Raw genomic sequence first — 21295 nt, forward strand, 5'->3', positions numbered from 1 at the left:
GAATTGCGCACAACCGATCGGGGCGCGGAGTGGCCGCCCCCACACCCGGGGAACGGCGTCAGCGATCGCCGAGCCAGGCCTCCAACTCGACCTCGACCAGGTGCTCCGGGTCGATCAGCCCCGCCACCACCACCATGGTGGCCACCGGCCGGACCGCGCCGAACACCGCGTTGTGCGCCCGGCCCACCTCGTCGGCGAACATCCGGTCGGTCACGTACATGCGGGTGCGCACCACGTCGGCCGGCCCGGCGCCCACCTCGGCGAGCGCGTCCAGGCCGATCCGGATCGCCTGGGCGGTCTGCGCGGCGGCGTCCCCGACGTGCGCCACCCGGCCGTCCACCGTGGAGGTGCAGCCGGCGGTGATCGCCACCTGCCCGGCCCGGACCACCCGGCAGTAGCCGTAGAGCGCCTCCCACGGGCCGCCCGAGCCGAGCCGGGTGACGGCGGCACCAGCCGACAGCTCCGGCCGGGCACCGTCGCCCGCGACGGCCGTCACGCGCCGGCCCGCAGGGTGGCCAGCGCCTCGGCGACGGTGAACGCCCCGGCGTAGAGCGCCTTGCCGGTGATCACACCCTCCACCCCCACCGGCTCCAGGGTGGCCAGCGCACGCAGGTCGTCCAGCGTGGACACCCCGCCGGAGGCGACCACCGGGGCGTCGGTGCGGGCGCAGACCTCGCGCAGCAGGTCCAGGTTGGGCCCCCGCATCGTGCCGTCCTTGGTGATGTCGGTGACCACGTAGCGGGCCGCGCCGGCCTTGTCCAGCCGGTCCAGCACCTCGTAGAGGTCACCGCCGTCGCGGGTCCAGCCCCGCGCGGAGAGGGTACGGCCGCGCACGTCCAGCCCGATGGCCACCCGGTCGCCGTACTCGCCGCAGATCCGGTCACACCACTCCGGGTCCTCCAGCGCGGCGGTGCCGATGTTGACCCGGGCCGCGCCGGTGCCCAGGGCGGCCTGCAACGACTCGTCGTCCCGGATGCCGCCGGAGAGCTCGACCTTCACGTCGAGCCGGCGGACCACCTCGGCGAGCAGATGCGCGTTCGTGCCCCGCCCGAACGCGGCGTCCAGGTCGACCAGGTGGATCCACTCCGCCCCGTCGGACTGCCAGGCGAGGGCGGCCTCCAGCGGATCACCGTAGGTGGTCTCGCTGCCGGCGGCGCCCTGGACGAGCCGGACGGCCTGCCCGTCGGCGACGTCCACGGCGGGCAACAGGGTGAGGCTCAACGCACTTCTCCTCGCATCAGGAACGTCGGTCCAGCGCGATCACCACGACCGCGGGCAGGACCAGCAGCAACAACACGACCAACGCCAGCCGCAGCGCCAGGTCGTCCACGAAACTCCAGATGCCGGCCACGGCCGCGCCCGTGAGCAGCACGATCGCCGCCCGCTCGCCACGACTGTGCCGGCGCAGCCGGCCGGTGCGGCCCCGCCGCACCTCGGGCGTCAACCGGCGTACGACGGCACGCCGCCGGTCCCGGCGCGCCACCCTGCGGGCGCGCGCCGCGCGTTCCCGCTCCAGCTCGGCCCTGCGCGCCTCCCGGCGCCGGGCCCGCTCCTTACTCAAGTGCGCCCAGCCAGTTGCGCAGCAGCGCGGCCCCCGTGTCGGCCGACTTCTCCGGGTGGAACTGGGCCGCCGACAGCGGACCCCGCTCGATCCCGGCGACGAAGTCCGTGCCGTGGTGGGCGGTGGTGACGGTGGCCCCGGCGGCGGCCAGCGCCGCCGGCGCGGTCACCCCGTAGGAGTGGACGAAGTAGAACCGGGCGTCCGCCGGCAGGCCGGCGAAGAGCACCGAGCCGGCGGGGGCCTGCACGGTGTTCCAGCCCATGTGCGGCAGCCGCGGCGCGGGCAGCCTGGTCACCCCGCCGGGCAGCAGCCCGAGCCCCTTGGTGACCACGCCGTGCTCGTCGCCGTGCTCGAAGAGCACCTGCATCCCCACGCAGATGCCGAGCACCGGGCGGCCGGCGGCGACCCGGTCGGCGATCACCGGGCCGGCGCCCAGCGCCTCGATCCCCGCCATGCACGCGGCGTACGCCCCGACGCCCGGCACCACCAGGCCCTCGGCCTCGGCGGCGGCGGCCAGGTCGGCGGTGACCGTGACGTCCGCACCGACCCGCGCCAGGGCGCGCTCGGCCGACCGCAGGTTGCCCGACCCGTAGTCGAGCACCACCACCCGCCGGCCCATCAGCTCTCCCCCGGCAGCAGCCAGAGCAGCCCGCCGGCGGTGGCCAGCACGGCCAGCAGGCCGGTGATCACCACGGCCGGGCGGGCGGCGCCCTGCTTGTAGAGCGACCAGGTCCCGCCGACCAGCACCCCGGCCAGGATCAGCAGCAACGTCGGCAGCACCCGCATCAGAGCCATCCTTCATTCGCGACTGCGGTACTCCGCTGCGCTGCGTTCCTCGCGCTCATCAGAGCGCGCCCTTCGTGCTGGGAATCGCGCCCGCCGCGCGCGGGTCGATCGAGGTGGCCTCGCGCAGCGCGCGGGAGACCGCCTTGAACTGGGCCTCGACCACGTGGTGGGCGTCCGGGTGGCCGCCCGGCCGGGCCGCGCGCAGCACGTCCACGTGCAGGGTGACCCGGGCGGCCTGGCCGAACGACTCCCAGATGTGCCGGGTCATGCTGGTCGGGTAGACCGGCCCGATGTACGGCGCGAGCGCCGGCTCGTCGTGCACCACGTACGGCCGGCCGGACAGGTCGACCGCGGCCCGGACCAGCACCTCGTCCATGGGGACGGTGGCCGAGCCGTACCGCCGGATGCCGGCCTTGTCCCCCAGCGCCTGGTCGAACGCGGCGCCCAGGGCGAGCGCCGTGTCCTCCATGGTGTGGTGGGCGTCGATCTCCAGGTCGCCGACGGTGTGCACGGTCAGGTCGAAGCCGCCGTGCCGGGCGATCTGGTTGAGCATGTGGTCGTAGAAGCCGACACCGGTCTCGATGTCGGCCTTGCCGGTGCCGTCGAGGTCGATCTCGACGAGGACCTTGGTCTCCTTGGTGATCCGCTCCACCCGGGCGGTCCGGCTCATTGCTCGCCTTTCGGTCGCGACTGCGGGGCTCGCAAGCTCACTCCTCGCGCTCCCACTACAGCTCCTCCATTGCAGACAAAAAGGCGTCGGTCTCGGCGGGGGTACCGGCGGTGACCCGCAGCCAGCCGGGCAGGCCGACGTCGCGGACCAGCACGCCGGCGGCGAGCAGCGTGCGCCAGGCGGCGGCCTGGTCGCCGCCGACCTCGAAGAGCACGAAGTTGGCGTCGCTGTCGGCCACCCGGTGCCCGCGGGCGCGCAGTTCGGCGACGATCCGGTCGCGCTGGCGCATGATCGCGGTCACGGTGCCGAGCAGGGCGTCGCGGTGGGCCAGCGCCGCGCGGGCGGCGGCCTGGGTGAGCGCCGAGAGGTGGTACGGCAGCCGGACCAGCTGCACGGCCTGCACCACGGCCGGGTCGGCGGCCAGGTAGCCGAGCCGGCCGCCGGCGAAGCCGAACGCCTTGCTCATGGTGCGGGTGACCACCAGCCGGGGGTGCCCGGGCAGCACGGCGAGCGCGCTGACCGTGCCCGGCCGGGCGAACTCGGCGTACGCCTCGTCCACGACCACCATGCCGGGCGCCTCGGCCAGCACGGCGGCGACCACGGCCGGGTCGAGCGCCGTGCCGGTCGGGTTGTTCGGCGAGCAGAGGAAGACCACGTCGGGCCGGTGCGCCCGGACCTGGGCGACCGCGTCGGCCACGGTCAGCCCGAAGTCCGCGTCGCGGGTGGCGGGGATCCAGCCGGTGCCGGTGCCGAGCGCCAGCAGCGGGTGCATCGAGTACGCCGGGGTGAAGCCGAGCGCCGTGCGCCCGGGACCGCCGAACGCCTGGAGGAGCTGCTGCTGGATCTCGTTGGAGCCGTTGGCGGCCCACACGTGGTCGGCGGTGAGCCCGTGGCCGAGGTGGCCCGCGAGGTCGGCGCGCAGCGCCACGGCGTCCCGGTCGGGGTAGCGGTTGAGGTCGCGCAGCTCGGCCGCGAGGGCCTTGCCGATCGCCTCCGCCACCGGCTCGGGCACCGGGTAGGAGTTCTCGTTGGTGTTCAGCCGCACCGGCACGTCGAGCTGCGGCGCCCCGTAGGGCTTGAGGCCCCGCAGGTCGTCGCGGATCGGCAGGTCGTCGAGGGTGGTCACGGGGTCTCCCCCGGGAAGCGCGCGCTGACCGCCTGGCCGTGGGCCGGCAGGTCCTCGACGCCGGCCAGGGTGACCACGTGCGGGGCCACGTCGCGCAGCGCCTCCTGCGTGTATTCCACCAGGTGGACGCCGCGCAGGAAGGACTGCACGGACAGGCCGGAGGAGTGCCGGGCGCAGCCGCCGGTGGGCAGCACGTGGTTGGAGCCGGCGCAGTAGTCGCCGAGCGACACCGGCGACCAGGCGCCCACGAAGATCGCGCCGGCGTTGCGCACCCGCAGCGCCCACTCGCGCGCGTCCGCGGTCTGGATCTCCAGGTGCTCGGCCGCGTACGCGTCGACCACCCGCAGCCCGGCCTCCAGGTCGTCGACGAGGACGACCCCGCTCTGCTCGCCGCGCAGCGCCATGCCGATCCGCTCGGCGTGCTTGGCGGCCGGCACCTGCCGGGCCAGCTCGGCGTCGACCGCGTCGGCGAGCGCCGGCGACGGGGTGACCAGCACGCTGGCCGCGAGGGGGTCGTGCTCGGCCTGGCTGATCAGGTCGGCGGCGACGTGCGCCGGGTCGGCGGTGTCGTCGGCCAGGATGGCGATCTCGGTGGGCCCGGCCTCGGCGTCGATGCCGACCACGCCGCGCAGCAGCCGCTTGGCGGCGGTGACCCAGATGTTGCCCGGGCCGGTGATCATGTCGACCGGGTCGCAGCGCTCGGCGCCCGCCGGGTCGACGGTCGCCCCGTACGCCAGCATGGCCACGGCCTGGGCCCCGCCGACGGCGTAGACCTCGTCGACGCCGAGCAGCGCGCAGGCGGCGAGGACCCGCTGGTCGGGCAGGCCGCCGTTCTCCTTCTGCGGCGGGCTGGCCACCACCAGCGAGCGGACCCCGGCCGCCTGGGCGGGGACCACGTTCATGACCACGGTCGACGGGTACATGGCCAGGCCGCCGGGGACGTAGAGGCCCACCCGGTCGACCGGCACCCAGCGCTCGGTCACCGTGCCGCCCGGCACCACCTGGGTCGTGTGGTCGACGCGGCGCTGGTCGGCGTGGACCTTGCGGGCCCGGGTGATCGACTCCAGCAGCGCGGCCCGGACCTGCGGGTCGAGGGTGTCCTCGGCCGCGCGGATCACGTCGACCGGCACCCGCAGGTGCTCCGGGGAGACGCCGTCGAACCGCTCGCTCGCCTCGCGGATCGCCGGGTACCCATGCTCCCGGACCGCCTCCACGAGGGGGCGGATCCGCTCGACGGCCACGGAGACGTCGAGTTGGGCACGCGGCAGCAGGCGGCGCGGGTCACGGACCCCGCCGCGCAGGTCGATCCGGTTCAACACCCTTGCGAGTCTAGGCTGCCGCCCCGGGCGCCGACCGGAGCCGCCCGTACGCCGGGACGGTGAGCCGGGACACGCCACCGGGACGCGATCGGGATAGTCTCGATCACGTGACCGCACGGCTGCCGGTTTTCCCGCTCGGGACGGTCCTGTTCCCGGGGCTGGTCCTCCCGCTGCACATCTTCGAGGAGCGTTACCGGGCGCTGGTGCGCCACCTGGTCGGGCTGCCCGAGGGCGCGGCGCGCGAGTTCGGGGTGTTGGCGATCCAGAGCGGCTGGGAGGTCGCGACGGCCGGCCCGCCGGGCCGGTCGGGCCCCGCCGGCGGCGAGGTCACCCTGCACGACGTGGGCTGCACCGCCGAGCTGCGGCAGGTCACCGAGCTGGCCGACGGCGGGTTCGACATCGTCACCGTAGGGCGGCGGCGGTTCCGCGTCGCCGAGGTCGACGACGCCGCCGCGCCCTACCTGACCGCCGAGGTCGAGTGGCTGCCCGAACCGGCCGGCACCGACGAGGTCGCCGACCTGCTGGCCGCCCGGGTCATCTCGGTGTTCCGACAATACCTGGGCCTGGTCCGGCCGGACCCGCAGGAGATCTCCGAGCAGCTCCCGGAGGATCCGACGGTGCTGTCGCACCTGGTCGCGGCGACCGCGGCGCTGACCGTCGACGACCGGCAGCGGCTGCTCGCCGTCGACGACACCGCCGGGCGACTGCGGGCCGAGCTGCGGCTGCTCAACCGGGAGACCGCCCTGCTCCGCCAGATCCGGGCCGTCCCGGTGCCGCTCAGCGAGCTGGCTGGTCCCCCGGTCCCGAACTGATCCCCGGCCCACCGGGTGCCGGGCCGTCGGGTACTGGCCCGCCGGGTGCCGGGGCGCCGGGTGCCGGGGCACTGTCCCACTCCGGCTCCGGCCGCAGCGAGGGCCACCGCGACCAGCCGGCAAGCAGGGTGTACGTCACGGCGGCGCCGAACGCCGCCAGCAGCAGGTTGCCGTGCGGGACGGGCAGCGGCCCGTACCAGTCGATCCCGCCGGCGCGCAGGTCGGCGGGCTTGGTGAAGTCGGTCCCGGGCGGCGCGGTGTCCAGGAGCCGCTGGTAGGTGCCGAGCCCGATCCGGCGGCCGACCTGCCAGGCCACGACCGCCGCGCCGAGCCCGCCGAGCGCCCCGGCAACCAGGCCGATCGGGCCGCGCCGGCGGCGCAGCGCCACCCAGAGGGTGATCGAGGCGAGCACCCCGAAGCCGAGCGCGAGCAGGCTGAACCAGCCGTCCGCGGCGATCGGCTGCTCCGGCTGCGGGGTGGCGTAGACGGCGCCGTCGGCGGTCATCTGCACCGGCGTGCCGGGGGCCACCAGCGCCCAGAGCAGGCCCAGGGGCACGCCCAGCGCGGTCAGCAGCAGCGCTGCGCCGAGGGCGACGGCGGTGGCCCGGCCCCCGGCCCGCCGGGTGGCGGACGGCGCACCGGGCACCGCGCCGACGACGCCCGGGTAGCCGGCGAGCGGGTCCGCGCCGGGCGCGGTGATCGGGGTGCCGGCGGGCACCGGCAGGCCGCCGGGCCACGCGGGCGCCTCCCCCTCGCCCACGCTGCGGGGCCGGTGGGGGTCCTCGCTCACACCCGGGGACCGGTCGGGGTCCTCGCTCACGCCCGAGGTCCGTTCGGGGGCCTCGCTCACGCCCGGGGACCGGTCGGGGGCCTCCCGCCCACCCGGGGAGCGGCCGGGCATCGCACCCTCGCCGGGTGCGGGGTCGGTCGGCCGGTCGGGGCGTGGGGACGTACCGGCGGGCGGGCGGGCGACGTCGCCGGGCGCGCCGCCGGCCCGCTCGGAATCAGGGGTGTCCGGACTCACCCGGTGATCCTCTCAGGCGGCGGGCCGGCGCGGGGCGGCGGTGGCGGTCAGCGGGCGAACGGTTCCAGCATCACCGAGGCGGCCTTGAGCCAGCCCTGCCGCGTCTCCGCCTGGAGCTGGTGGTATTCGATCGAGGAGCCGGTCTCCAGCGCCGGGTCGTAGGGCACCACGGCCACCGCCCGGGTCCGCGTGGCGAAGTGCCGTTCCAGGTCGTCCTGGAGCGCCGTGCGACCGGGGGTGGGGCAGGAGATCAGGGTGACCGCGTTGTCGGCCAGCTCGCCCATGCCCTCCTCGTGCAGCAGGTCGAGCATCCAGTCCGCGCTGAACGCGGCGTCCTCCCGGGGCACGGTGGTCACCACGAGCTGGTCGGCGGCCTGCATGACGGTGCGCCAGTTGGGGCTCTCCACGTTGTTGCCGGTGTCCACGCAGACCACGTCGTGGGTGCGGCGCAGCAGCTCCAGCACCCGCTTGACGGTGAACTGGTCCAGCCGCTGGGCGAAGCGCGGGCTCTCCTCGCCGGCCAGCACGTCGTAGGAGCCGTCGGAGGCGTGCCGCAGGTAGTCGTCGAGGTGCTCCAGGAGGGTGGCGCCCTCCAGGATCTCGATCTGCGCGAGGTCGTGGATCAGGTGCCGGATGGTGCGGGCGTGCCGGGCGCTGCCGGCGCGCAGGCCGAGGGTGCCCCGCAGCTCGTTGTCGTCCCAGGCCAGCACCCCGCGCCCGCGGACGCTGCCCACGGTGGCCGCGGCGAGCACGGTGGCGGTGGTCTTGTGCACCCCGCCCTTGGGGTTGGCGAAGGCGAGCACCCGCGGCCCGCCCAGCTCGCGGCGCAGCACCCCGGCCGCCCGCTCCAGCTCGGCCTCCGGTCCCGGTGCGCGCCACTCCACCCGGGCCGGCTCGATCCGGGCCGGCTCGATCCGGGCCGGCTCGATCCGGGCCGGCTCGATCCGGGCGGGGTAACTCTCGGCCTGCGCGGGATAGCCGTCGGGCTGCGCCGGGTAGGCCGGGGCGGGTGGGGCCGGCTCCGGGGCGGGGTGGGGCTCCGGCCGGTAGCGACCCCGGTCCAGCAGCGCGTAGCGGGACTCCGCCGGGGGTGGGTCGGGCTGGTAGCCGCTGTCGAGCAGGGCGTACCGGGACTCGACCGAGGCGGTGCCCCGGCCGCGCGCCTGCGGCTCGGGATAGCCCGGCTCGGGCGGGTGGGCCGGCTCGGCCCGCCAGGACGGCTCGGCGCGCGGCTCCGGCTCGGCGCGGTAGGCGGGCTCCGCCCGGTAGGCCGGCTCGCCGTCGCGGCGCGGGTCGACCCGGTAGGCGGGCTCCACCCGGTAGGTCGCCTCGACGCGGTACGCCGGCTCGGCGTCGAACGACCCGTCGGCGGGGCGGGCGACGGCCTGCGCGCGGCCGGTCCAGCCGGTGCCGGCGGCGCGCCGGGGCAGCGGGTCCGGGGCCGGCGGCGGTTCGTCGGGGTGCTGGTCCGGGTCGGGGTGCTCCGCGCCGCGACCCCCGAGCCGGGCCCGGTCGAGCAGCGCCCGCCACCGTGGTGCCGGCTCAGCCTGCCGACCCCAACCGGTTTCGCTGCCGTCCAAGCCTCGCCCCTCCCCCAGCCCATCGATCTCCGCCTGACAGGCTACGAACGAAACCCTATTCGGACCACACCCCGCTGCGCACATCCCCCGGTGGCTCTCCTCACCGCCCCGCCGGGCACGGGGCCGCCCACCTGCACGTCTCAGGAGGTGGGAGCGGGATTCGGCGGTCCTGCCCCGGAGGCGGGCCGGCCGGCGGCCGGTGAGGATCCGGTCACCGTCGGTGCGGATTCCGACGAATCGGCCATACCGGTGCTCGGCGCAAGCCCGGTGTCGGCCGGCGGCCGGACCACGTCCCGCTGCTCCGGCAGGGGCGCGGTGAACACCGTGCGGTCCAACCGGGTCACCTCCGGGGCGGGATCGACCGCGCGGACGCCCGACCGGGCGGCCAGCGCCCGCAGGGCCTCCGGGGCGTCCCGGACCACGGCGGCGTAGACGCAGGCGCAGGCCGCCCGGTAGCCGGCCGCCTCCCGGGCCGCCACGACGGCGCCGGTGTCGTACACCCGGCGCAGCTCGGGGTCGGCGGTGGCCGCCGGGGCGGCGGCGCGGGCCCGGTAGTCGGCGGCCTCCCGGTCCTTGCGCACGGCCACCTCGGCCATCCCGGCGACCACGTCGTCCGGGACGCGCAACGCGGCGATCCGCACGATCTCGGTCTGCCGCCCGGGCACCGGCACCCGCGCCAGCACGGCGGAGACCGGGGCGCCGCCCAGCGCGGCGGCCACCTGCGCCGGCGTCAGGTAGGCGGCGAACGACACGAGGGCGTAGCCGCCGGGCGGCGGGGCGTCGAGCCGGGCGAGTTCGTCGCCGGCGGCACGCAGGTAGGCCGGGACCGAGTCCCCGTCGGCCACCCCGACCCGGGTCACCTCGCCCACCGTGCGGTCACCCACCGGCTCGTCCCGCCGCTGCGCGACGGCGACCACGAGCACCACCAGCGCGCAGGCCAGGGCCAGCCAGGTGAGCGCGGCGGAGCGCGACCGCCGCGGCGGCGGGTTGTCGGTGCTCATCGGCGGGTCAGTCGCGGAGGATCTCCAGCGCCCGGGCCAGGTCGTCCGGGTACTCGCTGACGAAGGTGACCTCGTCGCCGGTGCGCGGGTGCGCGAAGCTCAGCGAGCGGGCGTGCAGCCACTGCCGGCTCAGCCCGAGCCGGGCGGACAGGGTCGGGTCGGCGCCGTAGGTGAGGTCGCCCACGCAGGGGTGCCGCAGCGTCGAGAAGTGCACCCGGATCTGGTGGGTACGCCCGGTCTCCAGCCGCACGTCGAGCAGGCTGGCCGCGGGGAACGCCTCGAGGGTGTCGTAGTGGGTGATGCTCGGCTTGCCGCCGGAGACCACCGCCCAGCGGTAGTCGTGGTGCGGATGCCGGTCGATCGGCGCGTCGATGGTGCCGCGCAGCGGGTCCGGGTGGCCCTGCACGACGGCGTGGTAGCGCTTCTCCACCTCGCGGTACTTGAACGCCCGCTTCAACGCGGTGTACGCCTGCTCGCTCTTGGCCACCGCCATGACCCCGGTGGTGCCCACGTCGAGCCGGTGCACCACGCCCTGCCGCTCGGCGGCGCCGCTCGTGGAGATCCGGTGGCCGATCGCGGCCAGCCCGCCGATCACGGTCGGGCCGGTCCAGCCCGGGCTCGGGTGCGCGGCCACCCCCACCGGCTTGTCCACCACCACGATGTCGTCGTCGGCGTAGACCACGGTGAGGCCGGGCACGGCCTGCGGCACCACGGTCGGCGGGGCGGCCGGCGCGGGCAGCGTGACCTCCAGCCAGGAGCCCGCCTTGACCTTGTGCGAGTTGGGCCGGGCCGCGCCGTCGACCAGCGCGTCCCCGGCGTCGACCAGCGCGGCCGCGGCCGTCCGGGACAGCCCGAAGAGCCGGGAGACGGCCTGGTCCAGCCGCATGCCGTCGAGCCCGTCCGGGACGGGCAGGGACCGGTGGTCGCCGCCGGCGGCGAAGGCGGAGGTCACGCGCGCTCCCGCTGCTCGGCCGGGGCCTCGTCGCCGGACCGCGCGGCGGTGGCCCGGGAGCCGTCCCGCTGCCGACCGGTCAGCTCCAGGAACACCGCCAGCAGCACGCCGCAGACCAGCGAGCTGTCGGCCAGGTTGAACACCGGCCATACCTGCCCGTACGGGTCGAAGAGGCTGACCATGTCGACCACGTGGCCGACGAAGTGCCCGGGGGCCCGGAAGACCCGGTCGGTGAGGTTGCCCAGCGCCCCGCCCAGCACCAGCCCGAGCGACACGGCCCAGGGCAGCGACCGCAGCCGCAGCGCCATCCAGACGATCCAGGCGACCACGCCGATGGTGATCAGCGGGAAGACCCAGGTGTGGTCGGAGCCGATGCTCCATGCGGCGCCGCTGTTGCGGGTCAGGCTGAGGTAGACCGCCCCGCCGAGCAGCGACACCGGCCCGCGCCCGGTGAGCTCCGAGAGCGCGAGCTGCTTGGTGACCAGGTCGGCGACGAGGGAGGTCAGGGCCACGCCGAGCAGCAGGCCGGCAGCCTTGCGACGGGGCGTGCCGGTGCCCGACTCGGCGGTGCCGGACCCGGCGGGTGGTGCTGCGGTCATCTGCTCCCCATCGACGCTCGCGACGGTGGCGGTCACCGTCTGCCGTTCGGCCGCCGGGGAACGGACGTCAGCGCCGCTCCTCCAGCTGCTTGCAGCTCACGCAGAGGGTGGCCGACGGGAAGGCGGCGAGCCGCTCCACCGGGATCGGGTTGCCGCACCGCTCACACCAGCCGTAGCCACCCTCGTCGAGACGCTCCAGCGCGCGCTCGACCTGCGTGATCCGTTCCTTGATGCTGTTGGCGAGTGAGATCTCCTGCTCGCGCTCGAACGTCTTGGTGCCGGTGTCGGCCTGGTCGTCCCCGGCCGAGTCGGTCAGCCGGTCGCGCTGCAGCTCGGTGATCTCGCTCAGCGTCTGATCGTACTCGGCGTTGAGCTCGTCCCGCCGTGCCGCCAGGGCGGCCCGGATCTTCTCGGTCTCCGCGGCGCTGCGGGTGGCCTTCGCCACCGGCTTGCGACCGGCGGTCCTGGTGTCGGCTGGCTTCGCCATCGTCAGCTCCCTCAGCCGCGTGCCGCGGCGGTCAGCGTGCCTGGGCGGGGGTCGCCGGCAATGGTCGTCCCCCATGTACAGAACGGGCGCACGGCGACAGGGCCGCGCACTCCGGAGGGTGGCAAGAATACGGAACGTACAGGCGTCCGACAACGTGCCGCACCGTCGCACCGCGATTCAGTCCCGAACAGCCACCAATCGGGACAAAGGGAACGCTAGCAGATCAGCCGGTCCGGTCCTCGCCGTACTCGCCAAACCACCGGGCCAGCCGACCGCGCCGGCTCACCGCCCGCAGCCGCCGCTCCGTCTCGTCCCGCACCTCCGCGGTGGCCACGATGAGCAGGCTGTCGCCGGCCTTCAACCGGGTGTCCGGGCCGGGCACGAAGCCCGCCCCGTCGCGCAGCACCAGCGTCACCGAGGCGCCCACGGGCAGCCGCAGCTCGTCCACATGCACCCCGCCCAGCCGGGAGCCCGGCGGCACCTCCAGCTGGAGCAGGTCGGCCCGCATCCGCTCCAGCGGGGCCGTCTCCAGCAGGATCTCCGCGGCCTCGGCCGGCGCGGTCACCCCGAGCCGGCGGGCCGCCGGCGCCAGGGTCCCGGCCTGGAGCAGCGTGAAGATCACCACCAGCACGAAGACCGCGTCGAAGAGCCGGTCGGCGCCCGGCACCCGCAGCGAGAGCGGGATGGTGGCCAGCACGATGGGCACCGCGCCGCGCAGCCCAGCCCAGGAGAGGAAGAGCTGCTCGCGCAGCGTGAACCGGAACGGCAGCGCGGACACCGCCACCGACAGCGGGCGGGCGAGCAGCAGCAGGGCCAGCCCGGTGACCACCGCCGGCAGCACCGCCGCGTCCAGCCGGCTCGGCGAGACCAGCAGGCCGAGCAGCACGAACAGGCCGATCTGGGCCAGCCAGGCCAGCCCGTCGGCGAAGCCCAGGATGGCCTGCCGGTGCGGCAGCCGGGCGTTGCCGAGCAGCACGCCGGCCACGTAGACGGCCAGGAAGCCCGAGGCGTGCAGCACCGAGCCGGCCGCGTACGCCAGCACCGTGAAGCCCACCACCGCGATCGGGTAGAGGCCGGCGGACGGCAGGGCGGCCCGGCGCAGCGCGTACCGGCCGGCGATCCCGGCGGCCACCCCGACCGCCGCGCCGGCGCCCAGCTCGTAGCCGACCAGGAACACCTCGTACCACCACGGATGGGCGGCCTCCACGCCGGCCCGGGACAGCAGCAGCACCAGGATGACGACCGGAGCGTCGTTGATCCCCGACTCGGCCTCCAGGGTCGCCACCAGGCGGGGCGGCAGGCGCAGCCGGCGCAGGGTGGCGAAGACGGCCGCCGCGTCGGTGGAGGAGAGCACCGCGCCGTAGAGCAGCGCCAGCCGCCAGTCCAGGCCGAGCAGCAGGTGCACCACCACGCCGACGACCAGGATGCTGACCGCCACGCCGACCGTGGAGAGCGCGGCGGCCAGGCCGAGCACCGGACGCAGCGTGCTCCACCGGGCACTCAGCCCGCCCTCCGCGATGATCACGATGAGCGCGCAGAAGCCGAGCACCCGGGTCAGCTCGACGTCGTCGAAGCGGATGCCCAGGCCGGCCTCGCCGATGGCCACCCCGAGCGCCAGGTAGGCCAGGAGGCTCGGCACGCCGAGCCGGGTCGAGAAGCGCACCGCGCCCACGGCGACCAGCAGGACGGCGGCGCCGACCAGCAGCGCGACGTCGAGCCCCGGCGTCATCCGCGGCCGGTCCGCAGCGGCGTCACCCGGCCGATCCGTCGCGGAGCCGCCGGAGCACGTCGGACAGCCCGGGCGCCGGGCGCTCGACCAGGAAGAGCTTGTCCCGGCTGGCCGCGCCGGCCCGCAGGGAGACCGCCGCCGGCCGGACGCCGAGCGCGTCGGCCAGGGCGCGGCGGGCCGCCTCGGTGGCCCGGCCGTCCACCGCGGGCGCGTTCACCGCGACGACCAGGGCCGGGCCGTGCGGCCCGTCGAACCGGCCGCCGACCCGGGCCCGCGAGGCGCCGGGCTTCACGCGTACGGCGACGGTGAGCGTGTCGTCCATGGTCACCATGATCAGCGCGGCCGGGCCTCGGCGAGCAGCGTGGTGGCCGGCGCGCAACGGCCGCACGGGGTGAAGCCCAGCCCGACCGCCTCGGCGACCGGCAGCGGCTCGTCGGCCCGGCCCACCAGCTGGGGGCAGCCGGGCAGGTGGAAGCGGGGGTGGCCGTCGACCACCCGGACCTCGCCGTCGAGCCGGACCAGCCGGGCGGCCTCCCCGTCGGTGAGGAACTCGGCCGGCGGCTCGCCCTCGATCGGGCCGCCGGGCGCCGGCGACGTGGGCGTCGGTGACGTGGGGGCCGGCTCGTCGAACCCCGCCTCGGCGCGGGACGGGCCGCGCGGGGCGGGCGGGGAGTAGGGCTCGGCCGGCGGCTCGAACGGGCCGGGCTGGAACGGGTCGGCCGGCGGGCCGTACGCGGCGGCCGGCGGGTCGACGACGTCGGCCACCGGCGGCCCGGGCGGTTGCCGCCACCCGGGTCCACCGGTGCCGACCGGCGACGTGATGTGCGGGACCGGGACCTCCGGCCCGTCCGGGGACGGGCCGGCCGGCGCGGTCCGGCGGAGGCGCGGCCCGGTCTCCCGGCCCGCCGTGGCCCGAGTCGCGGCCGCCTGGCGGGCGAACGCGACGAGGGCGACGGCGGCCAGAAGGCTGACCGCGATCGAGGTGATCAGCAGCGAGCTGGACCCACTGGCCAGCCCGGCCACCAGGAGCACGACCGCGGCGAGGATGAGAAGGATGCTGGCTGCTATCACGGCTCACCCCCGGCCGCGTCGTGTCGGTCTGCGTTGCCGGTGGCCGCCGCGGGGGACGGCCACCGACGCCGGGATCAGCGGCCGGACTCGAGCGAGCCCGTGCGGCCGCCGCCGTAGGAACCGGCGAGACCGGCGGCGGCGAGGCCGTTGCTGCCGCCGGCGGCACGGGTGCCCTCGGAGCGGTTCATCTCGACCTCGAGGCCCTGGCCGCGACCGTCGAGGTCACGCAGCTGGCTCTCCAGGTACGCCTTGAGGCGGGTGCGGTACTCGCGCTCGAACTGCTTGAGCTCCTCGATGTGCTTCTGCAGCGCGGTGCGCTTGGCGTCCAGGCCGCCCATGGCCTCCTGGTGCCGCTGGCGGGCGTCGCGCTCCAGCGCGTCGGCCTTGGCGCGGGCCTCGCGGGTGACCTCCTCGGCCTTGGAACGGGCCTCGGAGAGCAGCTGGTCGGCCTCGCGCCGGGCGTCGGACACGTGGTCGTCGGCGGTGCGCTGGGCCATCATGAGCACCCGCAGCGCCTGCTGCTCGCCGTCGGCGGCGGAGGCCGCCGGGCCACCCTGGGTGCGGACCTGCTCCAGCTCGGCCTGCATCGCCCGGGCCGCCTGCTCGGCGGCCGCCTTGTCGCGCTGCACCCGGTCGAGCTGGGCCTTGACGTCGTTGAGCTCCGCCGCGAGCCGGGCGTCGCCGCCGGGGCCGGCGGGAGCCCCGCCCCGACCGCCGCGCTCCACCTGGGCGCGCAGCTCGTTGTTCTCCTCGATCAGACGGGCGAGCTCGCGCTCGACCTCGTCAAGGAAGGCGTCGACCTCCTCCTCGTCATAGCCCCGCTTGCCGATCGGCGGCTTTTTGAAGGCGACGTTGTGAACGTCGGCCGGGGTCAGCGGCATCGAAACTCCTCGGGTCAGTTGCGGCCGCGAAAGCGCTGGTCAGGCAAAGGCCAGGATCAGGCGCCTAAACACGAACTCCATCAGCACGAACAGGATAACCAGGAGCACAAGGGAGGCCAGGTCGATGCTCACGGTACCAATTCGCAGTGGTGGGATCACACGCCTCAACGCGCGCAGGGGCGGATCAGTGACGCTCCACACGACTTCCAGTCCCGCGGATGCTCCACGGCCCGGTTGCCAGCGGCGACCATAGGCCAGAACGGCGCCGAGGACAAATCGGGCCAACAACACAAGTAGGAAGAAATACAGGAGCAGATAGAGCACCTGGAACAGGATCGACAACACGGCAGGCGACGTCCCTCGGTCGTGCGGGCTAGCTCAGGCTGAAAAAGCCGCCCTCAGCGATCTTGGCCTTGTCCTCCGCGGTGACCTGGACGTTGGCCGGTGAGAGCAGGAACACCCGGTTGGTCACGCGCTCGATCGTACCGCGCAGGCCGAACGCGAGCCCGGCAGCGAAGTCGACCAGCCGGCGGGCATCCGCCTCGTCCATCTCGGTGAGGTTGATGATCACCGGCACGCCGTCGCGGAAGTGCTCACCGATGGTGCGCGCCTCCCGGTAGGTGGTGGGGTGCAGGGTGGTGATCTGGTAGCGCTGCTCGTCCTCCACCACGGCCCGCTCGCGCGGCTGGGCCTGCGGCGCCAGGGCGAGGTTGTCGCGGGTGTGGTAGGTCAGCGCGCCGGAGGTCTCGCCCGCGCCGGAGCGGGTGATCGACCGGACGCTGGACCGCTCGGTCCGCTCCGGCCGCTCCACCTCGGCGCGATCGGTCTCGACGGCGCGGCTCGACGCGCGCTCGCTCAGCCGGCCCCGGTCACCGGCCCGGCCCCGGCTCGCCGGCGGCTCCTCGGACTCGTCGTCCTCGTCGTCGGCGAACTCTTCCGCGTAGCGGCTCGACCGGTAGCGCGACTCGCGGTAGCCACCCTTGTCGTAGCCACCGTCCTCGTACGCCCGCTCATCGTCCTCCTCGACGAGACCGAGCCAGACCCCCGCCTTGCGCAGTGCACCCATCCCCGCGCCCTTCCGTCCGCCGTGCGGCACGCGCCCCCGTGCCGTGTCGCTTGATCACGAGTGGACAACGATGCCCACCGGACCGGATCGGCAATCCCCTGGCGAGCGATTCGCGGTCCGCTCGCCACGGCCCCCGGCTACGGGAACGCCGTTCCTGAACAACACTGCTGTAATTTGCTTCTTTCGCGGTCAGGCTACCGCAGCGTGGGGCGCATTCCGAGCAACGCGCTGCCGACGCGGACATGTGTCGCGCCGTACCCGATCGCAATTTCCAGATCGCCGCTCATGCCGGCCGAGAGCACGGTCGCACCGGGATGGTCGGCGCGGAATCGCGCCGCCACCTCGGCGAGCCGGGCGAACGCCCGGTCCGGCTCCCAGCCCAGCGGAGCGACCGCCATGAGCCCGGCGAGCCGCAGCCCGCCGGCCCCGGCCACCGCGGCGGCCACCGCGCCGAGCCCCCGGTCCGGGTCGGCCGCGTCCGGCAGCGCACCGCCGCGGGCGGCGTCGCCGTCGACGCTCACCTGCACCAGCACGTCCAGCGGCCGGTCCCGGGCGGCGGCCGCGGCGCCGTCCAGGGCGGTGGCCAGCCGCACGCTGTCGACCGACTGGACCACGTCGGCGTAGCGGACCACCGAGCGGGCCTTGTTGCGCTGGAGCTGGCCGATGAAGTGCCACCGCGGCGCCGCCCCGGCGGCGGCCGCCTCGGCGGCCTTCGGGGCGGCCTCCTGGTCGCGGTTCTCCCCCACGTCGGTCACCCCGAGCCCGGCCAGCGCGACCACGTCGGCGGCCGGGTACGTCTTGGTCACCGCGACCAGGGTGACCTCGCCGCGGTCCCGGCCCGCCGCCGCACAGGCGTCGGCGATGCGGGCCCGGACCCGGGCGAGGCCGGCCGCGAGCTCGGCGCGACGGTCGGGTCGCACCGTGGTCGGTGAGTCGGTCATCGGTGCGGCTCAGGAGCCGTTCTTGAGGAAGTCCGGCACGTCGACGTCGTCGAAGAGCACCCGGCGCGGCGACTGCTGCGGGGCCGGCATGGTGGCCGGCGGGCTCACCGGCGCGTTCGCCTGGGTCGGCGGGTTCTGGTTGGTCTTGCGGGACGGCTCGACCGCCTTGTAGGCCGGCGCGCCCCCGTCGAAGCCCGCCGCGATCACGGTCACCCGCACCTCGTCGCCGAGCGCGTCGTCGATGACCGCGCCGAAGATGATGTTGGCGTCCGGGTGGGCCGCGTCGGTGACCAGCTGGGCGGCGTCGTTGATCTCGAACAGGCCCAGGTCGGAGCCGCCGGCGATGGAGAGCAGCACGCCCCGCGCGCCGTCCATGCTCTGCTCCAGCAGCGGGCTGGAGATGGCCGCCTCGGCCGCCTCCACGGCGCGGTTCTCGCCGCGGGCGCTGCCGATGCCCATGAGCGCGCTGCCCGCGCCGCTCATCACGCTCTTGACGTCGGCGAAGTCCAGGTTGATCAGACCGGGCGTGGTGATCAGGTCGGTGATGCCCTGGACACCGGAGAGGAGCACCTGGTCCGCCGTGCGGAAGGCGTCCATCATGGAGATGTTGCGGTCGCCGAGCGCGAGCAGCCGGTCGTTCGGGATCACGATGAGCGTGTCGCACTGGTTGCGCAGCTCCTCGATGCCCGACTCGGCCTGCACCTGGCGGCGCTTGCCCTCGAAGGAGAACGGCCGGGTGACCACGCCGATGGTGAGCGCGCCGAGCTTGCGGGCGATGTTCGCCACGACCGGCGCGCCGCCGGTGCCGGTGCCGCCGCCCTCGCCGCAGGTCACGAAGACCATGTCGGCGCCCTTGAGCACCTCCTCGATCTCGTCGCGGTGGTCCTCGGCGGCGTTCTTGCCGACGTCCGGGTTGGCGCCGGCGCCCAGCCCGCGGGTCAACTCCCGGCCGACATCGAGCTTGACGTCGGCGTCGCTCATCAGCAGCGCCTGCGCGTCGGTGTTGATCGCGATGAACTCGACGCCCTTGAGCCCAACCTCGATCATCCGGTTGACGGCGTTCACGCCGCCGCCCCCGATGCCGACGACCTTGATGACCGCCAGGTAGTTGTGCGGAGGTGTCATCTCCGGTCCTTTCCCTTCGAGATTGGCATGGGCCGACCCCACACGGCTTGGCCAGACCAGCGGCGGACAACTCCCAGCTGTTCCGACGGCTGAAACCCTCACCCTCTACTAGAGGCTTAGGGCGATGTCAACCACTGATCTCTTCGGGGCAACGTATGCGCCGCCGAGCGCTGAGCCAAGGACCCTTCCGGCGTGTCGCCCGTGGAGCGGGCCGGCTCACGTCGGTCGACCGGGGGATCACTGGAAGGTGACCACGTCCGGAGCGCTGACGTCGATCGTGTCGGCCTTCCGACCGAGCAGGGCGGTGGCCACCTTGGACTTGTCCGGGTTGCGGGTGGCGTCGCCCCAGACGACCTTCCGGTCCTCGCGCAGCAGCAGGGTGATCCGGGCCAGCCCGGCCACGTCCACCGCGACCAGCTCGGCGCGCAGCTTCGGGCTGAGCGCGGCCAGCACGGCCAGCCCGGCGCGGGTGCCGGGATCGTCGGGGGCCGGCCGGCCGACCCGGACGACCGGCAGCCCGGCGGGGGCCTGGTCCAGGTTCTGGAAGACCACACCGGCCCGGTCCACGACCGCCCAGCGCTCGCCCTGCGGCACCGCGGCCGCCGGGGTCCGCTCCACCACACGGATCACGAGGGCGCCCGGCCAGTCCCGCTCCACCGTGGCGCGCTCCACCGGGGCGAGGGCGCCGACCCGGCGGGCGGTCGCGGCCAGGTCCACCCGGGCCAGCGGAGCGTCGTCCGGCACGGCCGCGGCATCGCGCACCTCGACCGGGGTGACCAGCGTCGCGCCGACCACCCGCACCTCCCGGACACCGAACAGGCCGGTGCCCAGCAGGGTCCAGGCGACCAGCCCGGCGATCGCCAGCAGGCCGGCGGTGAGTGCCCAGGGCAGCGCCGCGCGCATCCGCCGCTGCCGGGCCCGGGCCATGAACCGCCGGGTCGACGGAGGTACGGCGTCCGCGCTCGCCCGAACCAGCTGCCACCGGCGGGCCGGGCTGCGCCGGCCGGCCCCGCCGTCCTGGCCGGGGGTGCGGCCACGGGCCGGGCCGGGGCTCATCCGGCCGTGGCCGCCGCGCCGTCCGCGTCGACTCCCGTGCCGATCGCCGCGGCGCCACCGGTCCGGGCCAGCAGGGCGTCGAGCAGCTGGTCGCCCATCAGCGAGATCGGCGGCGCGCCCATGGTCACGACCACGTCGCCCGGCCGCGCCCGGCGGGCCACCTCGGCCGGCACGTCGTCCCACGCCTCGACGAAGACCTTCCGGTCCGCCGGCAGCGGCACCACCGCCAGCAGCGCGGCCGAGCCCTCGCCCGGCTGCCGCAGCTCGCCCGGGCCGAAGACCTCCAGCAGCACCAGCTCGTCGGCGATGCCGAGGGCGGCGGCGATCTCCGCCTGGAGGTCGCGGGTGCGGTAGAGCCGGTACGGCTGGAACACCACGATGAGCCGGCCCTCGCCGGCCACCTCACGCAGCGTCTGCAGGGCCAGCGTCATCGAGGTCGGGTGGTAGGCGTACTCGTCGTAGACCAGCACGCCGTCGGCGACGCCCTTGCGCTCGAAGCGCCGCCGCACGCCCGGGAACGCGCCGAGCGCGGCCTCCGCGGCCGTGATCGGCAGCTCCAGCAGGTACGCGGCGAGCACCGCGGAGGCGCTGTTGAGCCCCATGTGCCGCCCCGGCACCGGGAGCCGGATCTCGCCCAGCGACCGGCCCTCGATCTCGGCGAGGTAGCGCACCCCCTGCGCGGAGGAGGTCATCTCGCTGAGCCGCAGGTCGGCGTCGGCGGACTCGCCGTACGTCCAGACCCGGCGCCCCTCGGCCCGCAGCGTCTCGGCCAGCCGCCGGCCGCCCGGGTCGTCGGCGCAGGTGACGATGAAGCCCTCCGGGTCGGTGAGCCGGGCGAACTCGGCGAAGGTCGCCTCCAGGTTGGCCAGGTCGCCGTAGGTGTTGAGGTGGTCCGCCTCGATGTTCGTGATGATCGACACGTACGGGCGGTAGATGAGGAACGAGCGGTCGCTCTCGTCCGCCTCGACCACGAAGTACTCACCCGTGCCGTGGTGCGCGCCCGAACCGACCTCGGAGATCTCGCCGCCGATCACGAAGGACGGGTCGGCGCCGGCCTGCTGGAGCACCATGGTGACCATCGAGGTCGTGGTGGTCTTGCCGTGGGTGCCGGCGACCGCCACGGTCCGGCGGCCGGTCATCGCGGCGGCGAGGGCCTCCGAGCGGTGCAGCACCCGCAGCCCGCGCCGGCGCGCCTCGGCCATCTCCAGGTGGTCCTGCGGGATGGCCGAGGAGTAGACGACCGTGTCCACGCCGTCGAGGTTGGTCGCCTCGTGGCTCATGTGGATGGTGCCGCCCAGCGCCCGCAGGCCGGCCAGGGAGGGCCACTCCCGCAGCTCGCTGCCGGAGACCGGCAGGCCCCGGGTGAGGAAGAGCCGGGCCAGGCCGCTCATGCCGACGCCGCCCACGCCGATCAGGTGGATTCGGCCCAGGTCCTCCGCGGTCATCGTGCCGGCGGGGGTGAACTGCGCGGTGTTCATGAGGCGTACCTTCCGGTCGCGGCGGCCGCCA

At 75.3% G+C, this 21295-nt stretch carries 25 protein-coding genes; 1 reads left to right on the forward strand and 24 read right to left on the reverse strand.

What is annotated here, in order from left to right; genetic code table 11:
* Positions 1-58: 58 nt before the first annotated feature.
* From ABZS80_RS22180 to hisD, 8 genes are read right to left on the reverse strand one after another with little or no spacing between them, the layout of a single operon-like run.
* Positions 59-496 (reverse strand): RidA family protein, encoded by a 438-nt coding sequence (locus ABZS80_RS22180; protein ID WP_355058550.1) that lies wholly within the window; start codon positions 494-496, stop codon positions 59-61.
* On the reverse strand, positions 493-1221 hold the full coding sequence (priA, locus tag ABZS80_RS22185; RefSeq protein ID WP_151465275.1) for a bifunctional 1-(5-phosphoribosyl)-5-((5-phosphoribosylamino)methylideneamino)imidazole-4-carboxamide isomerase/phosphoribosylanthranilate isomerase PriA: 729 nt from the start codon (positions 1219-1221) through the stop codon (positions 493-495). Before priA ends, ABZS80_RS22180 begins: the two co-directional genes overlap by 4 nt.
* Before the next feature lie 16 nt (positions 1222-1237).
* Positions 1238-1561 (reverse strand): hypothetical protein, encoded by a 324-nt coding sequence (locus tag ABZS80_RS22190; RefSeq protein ID WP_355058553.1) that lies wholly within the window; start codon positions 1559-1561, stop codon positions 1238-1240.
* The gene (hisH, locus tag ABZS80_RS22195; protein WP_355058554.1) at positions 1554-2180 is read right to left on the reverse strand and encodes an imidazole glycerol phosphate synthase subunit HisH; all 627 of its coding nucleotides are present in this window, start codon (positions 2178-2180) and stop codon (positions 1554-1556) included. Before hisH ends, ABZS80_RS22190 begins: the two co-directional genes overlap by 8 nt.
* Positions 2180-2347 carry a hypothetical protein gene (locus ABZS80_RS22200; protein WP_192580018.1) on the reverse strand — a complete coding sequence of 56 codons (168 nt, stop codon included), beginning with the start codon at positions 2345-2347 and terminating at the stop codon, positions 2180-2182. Before ABZS80_RS22200 ends, hisH begins: the two co-directional genes overlap by 1 nt.
* A 58-nt stretch (positions 2348-2405) precedes the next feature.
* On the reverse strand, positions 2406-3017 hold the full coding sequence (hisB, locus tag ABZS80_RS22205; RefSeq protein ID WP_355058556.1) for an imidazoleglycerol-phosphate dehydratase HisB: 612 nt from the start codon (positions 3015-3017) through the stop codon (positions 2406-2408).
* 55 nt (positions 3018-3072) lie between these two features.
* Positions 3073-4143, reverse strand: coding sequence for a histidinol-phosphate transaminase (locus ABZS80_RS22210; protein ID WP_355058558.1), 1071 nt, complete (start codon positions 4141-4143; stop codon positions 3073-3075).
* A complete protein-coding gene (hisD, locus tag ABZS80_RS22215; protein ID WP_355058560.1) occupies positions 4140-5462 on the reverse strand; it encodes a histidinol dehydrogenase in 1323 nt (440 codons plus the stop codon). Before hisD ends, ABZS80_RS22210 begins: the two co-directional genes overlap by 4 nt.
* 107 nt (positions 5463-5569) lie before the next feature.
* On the opposite strand from hisD, the gene ABZS80_RS22220 reads away from it, so the two are divergent.
* Positions 5570-6274, forward strand: coding sequence for an LON peptidase substrate-binding domain-containing protein (locus ABZS80_RS22220; RefSeq protein WP_355058562.1), 705 nt, complete (start codon positions 5570-5572; stop codon positions 6272-6274).
* On the opposite strand, the gene ABZS80_RS22225 is transcribed toward ABZS80_RS22220, so the two are convergent.
* The 16 genes from ABZS80_RS22225 to murC form a co-directional block, all read right to left on the reverse strand.
* Positions 6240-7298: a DUF2567 domain-containing protein gene (locus ABZS80_RS22225; RefSeq protein WP_355058564.1), complete on the reverse strand. Its 1059-nt coding sequence runs from the start codon at positions 7296-7298 to the stop codon at positions 6240-6242. The genes ABZS80_RS22220 and ABZS80_RS22225 overlap by 35 nt on opposite strands.
* Positions 7299-7345: 47 nt before the next feature.
* A complete protein-coding gene (locus ABZS80_RS22230) occupies positions 7346-8878 on the reverse strand; it encodes an AAA family ATPase (protein ID WP_355058566.1) in 1533 nt (510 codons plus the stop codon).
* 140 nt (positions 8879-9018) lie between these two features.
* Positions 9019-9879 (reverse strand): hypothetical protein, encoded by an 861-nt coding sequence (locus tag ABZS80_RS22235; RefSeq protein WP_355058568.1) that lies wholly within the window; start codon positions 9877-9879, stop codon positions 9019-9021.
* Positions 9880-9886: 7 nt separating this feature from the next.
* Positions 9887-10831: an RluA family pseudouridine synthase gene (locus tag ABZS80_RS22240; RefSeq protein WP_355058570.1), complete on the reverse strand. Its 945-nt coding sequence runs from the start codon at positions 10829-10831 to the stop codon at positions 9887-9889.
* Positions 10828-11430 carry a signal peptidase II gene (lspA, locus tag ABZS80_RS22245; protein WP_355058572.1) on the reverse strand — a complete coding sequence of 201 codons (603 nt, stop codon included), beginning with the start codon at positions 11428-11430 and terminating at the stop codon, positions 10828-10830. The genes ABZS80_RS22240 and lspA overlap by 4 nt, the downstream gene beginning before the upstream one ends.
* Positions 11431-11497: 67 nt before the next feature.
* Entirely contained in the window at positions 11498-11917 is a 420-nt protein-coding gene (locus tag ABZS80_RS22250; RefSeq protein ID WP_091268039.1) for a TraR/DksA C4-type zinc finger protein, read from the reverse strand.
* Between the two features lie 223 nt (positions 11918-12140).
* Positions 12141-13646: a potassium/proton antiporter gene (locus ABZS80_RS22255; RefSeq protein WP_151465652.1), complete on the reverse strand. Its 1506-nt coding sequence runs from the start codon at positions 13644-13646 to the stop codon at positions 12141-12143.
* Positions 13647-13668: 22 nt separating this feature from the next.
* On the reverse strand, positions 13669-13977 hold the full coding sequence (locus tag ABZS80_RS22260; protein WP_355058575.1) for a DUF167 domain-containing protein: 309 nt from the start codon (positions 13975-13977) through the stop codon (positions 13669-13671).
* Positions 13978-13979: 2 nt separating this feature from the next.
* Positions 13980-14717, reverse strand: a complete 738-nt coding sequence (locus tag ABZS80_RS22265) for a hypothetical protein (RefSeq protein WP_355058576.1) — start codon at positions 14715-14717, stop codon at positions 13980-13982.
* A gap of 74 nt (positions 14718-14791) precedes the next feature.
* Positions 14792-15598 carry a DivIVA domain-containing protein gene (locus tag ABZS80_RS22270; protein ID WP_355058578.1) on the reverse strand — a complete coding sequence of 269 codons (807 nt, stop codon included), beginning with the start codon at positions 15596-15598 and terminating at the stop codon, positions 14792-14794.
* A gap of 39 nt (positions 15599-15637) precedes the next feature.
* Complete coding sequence (locus ABZS80_RS22275; RefSeq protein ID WP_091268049.1) at positions 15638-15943, reverse strand: YggT family protein; 306 nt, start codon at positions 15941-15943, stop codon at positions 15638-15640.
* Positions 15944-15971: 28 nt separating this feature from the next.
* On the reverse strand, positions 15972-16664 hold the full coding sequence (gene sepF, locus ABZS80_RS22280; RefSeq protein WP_151464447.1) for a cell division protein SepF: 693 nt from the start codon (positions 16662-16664) through the stop codon (positions 15972-15974).
* Positions 16665-16858: 194 nt separating this feature from the next.
* Entirely contained in the window at positions 16859-17605 is a 747-nt protein-coding gene (locus ABZS80_RS22285) for a YggS family pyridoxal phosphate-dependent enzyme (protein WP_151464448.1), read from the reverse strand.
* 9 nt (positions 17606-17614) lie between these two features.
* Positions 17615-18730 carry a cell division protein FtsZ gene (gene ftsZ, locus ABZS80_RS22290; protein WP_151464449.1) on the reverse strand — a complete coding sequence of 372 codons (1116 nt, stop codon included), beginning with the start codon at positions 18728-18730 and terminating at the stop codon, positions 17615-17617.
* A gap of 237 nt (positions 18731-18967) precedes the next feature.
* Positions 18968-19786 (reverse strand): FtsQ-type POTRA domain-containing protein, encoded by an 819-nt coding sequence (locus ABZS80_RS22295; protein ID WP_355058581.1) that lies wholly within the window; start codon positions 19784-19786, stop codon positions 18968-18970.
* On the reverse strand, positions 19783-21264 hold the full coding sequence (gene murC / locus ABZS80_RS22300) for a UDP-N-acetylmuramate--L-alanine ligase (protein ID WP_355058583.1): 1482 nt from the start codon (positions 21262-21264) through the stop codon (positions 19783-19785). Before murC ends, ABZS80_RS22295 begins: the two co-directional genes overlap by 4 nt.
* Between the last annotated feature and the right edge of the window lie 31 nt (positions 21265-21295).

Origin of the sequence: Micromonospora sp. NPDC005305 (assembly GCF_040607315.1) — a bacterium.
Classification (GTDB): Bacteria; Actinomycetota; Actinomycetes; order Mycobacteriales; family Micromonosporaceae; genus Micromonospora.

Coding starts and splice junctions, on each gene's coding strand:
- hisH (WP_355058554.1), bottom strand. CDS start 2,180: ATGGGCCGGCGGGTGGTGGTGCTCGACTACGGGTCGGGCAACCTGCGG.
- ABZS80_RS22200 (WP_192580018.1), bottom strand. CDS start 2,347: ATGCGGGTGCTGCCGACGTTGCTGCTGATCCTGGCCGGGGTGCTGGTC.
- hisB (WP_355058556.1), bottom strand. CDS start 3,017: ATGAGCCGGACCGCCCGGGTGGAGCGGATCACCAAGGAGACCAAGGTC.
- ABZS80_RS22235 (WP_355058568.1), bottom strand. CDS start 9,879: ATGAGCACCGACAACCCGCCGCCGCGGCGGTCGCGCTCCGCCGCGCTC.
- lspA (WP_355058572.1), bottom strand. CDS start 11,430: ATGACCGCAGCACCACCCGCCGGGTCCGGCACCGCCGAGTCGGGCACC.
- ABZS80_RS22250 (WP_091268039.1), bottom strand. CDS start 11,917: ATGGCGAAGCCAGCCGACACCAGGACCGCCGGTCGCAAGCCGGTGGCG.
- ABZS80_RS22255 (WP_151465652.1), bottom strand. CDS start 13,646: ATGACGCCGGGGCTCGACGTCGCGCTGCTGGTCGGCGCCGCCGTCCTG.
- ABZS80_RS22260 (WP_355058575.1), bottom strand. CDS start 13,977: ATGGTGACCATGGACGACACGCTCACCGTCGCCGTACGCGTGAAGCCC.
- ABZS80_RS22270 (WP_355058578.1), bottom strand. CDS start 15,598: ATGCCGCTGACCCCGGCCGACGTTCACAACGTCGCCTTCAAAAAGCCG.
- sepF (WP_151464447.1), bottom strand. CDS start 16,664: ATGGGTGCACTGCGCAAGGCGGGGGTCTGGCTCGGTCTCGTCGAGGAG.
- ABZS80_RS22285 (WP_151464448.1), bottom strand. CDS start 17,605: ATGACCGACTCACCGACCACGGTGCGACCCGACCGTCGCGCCGAGCTC.
- ftsZ (WP_151464449.1), bottom strand. CDS start 18,730: ATGACACCTCCGCACAACTACCTGGCGGTCATCAAGGTCGTCGGCATC.
- ABZS80_RS22295 (WP_355058581.1), bottom strand. CDS start 19,786: ATGAGCCCCGGCCCGGCCCGTGGCCGCACCCCCGGCCAGGACGGCGGG.
- murC (WP_355058583.1), bottom strand. CDS start 21,264: ATGAACACCGCGCAGTTCACCCCCGCCGGCACGATGACCGCGGAGGAC.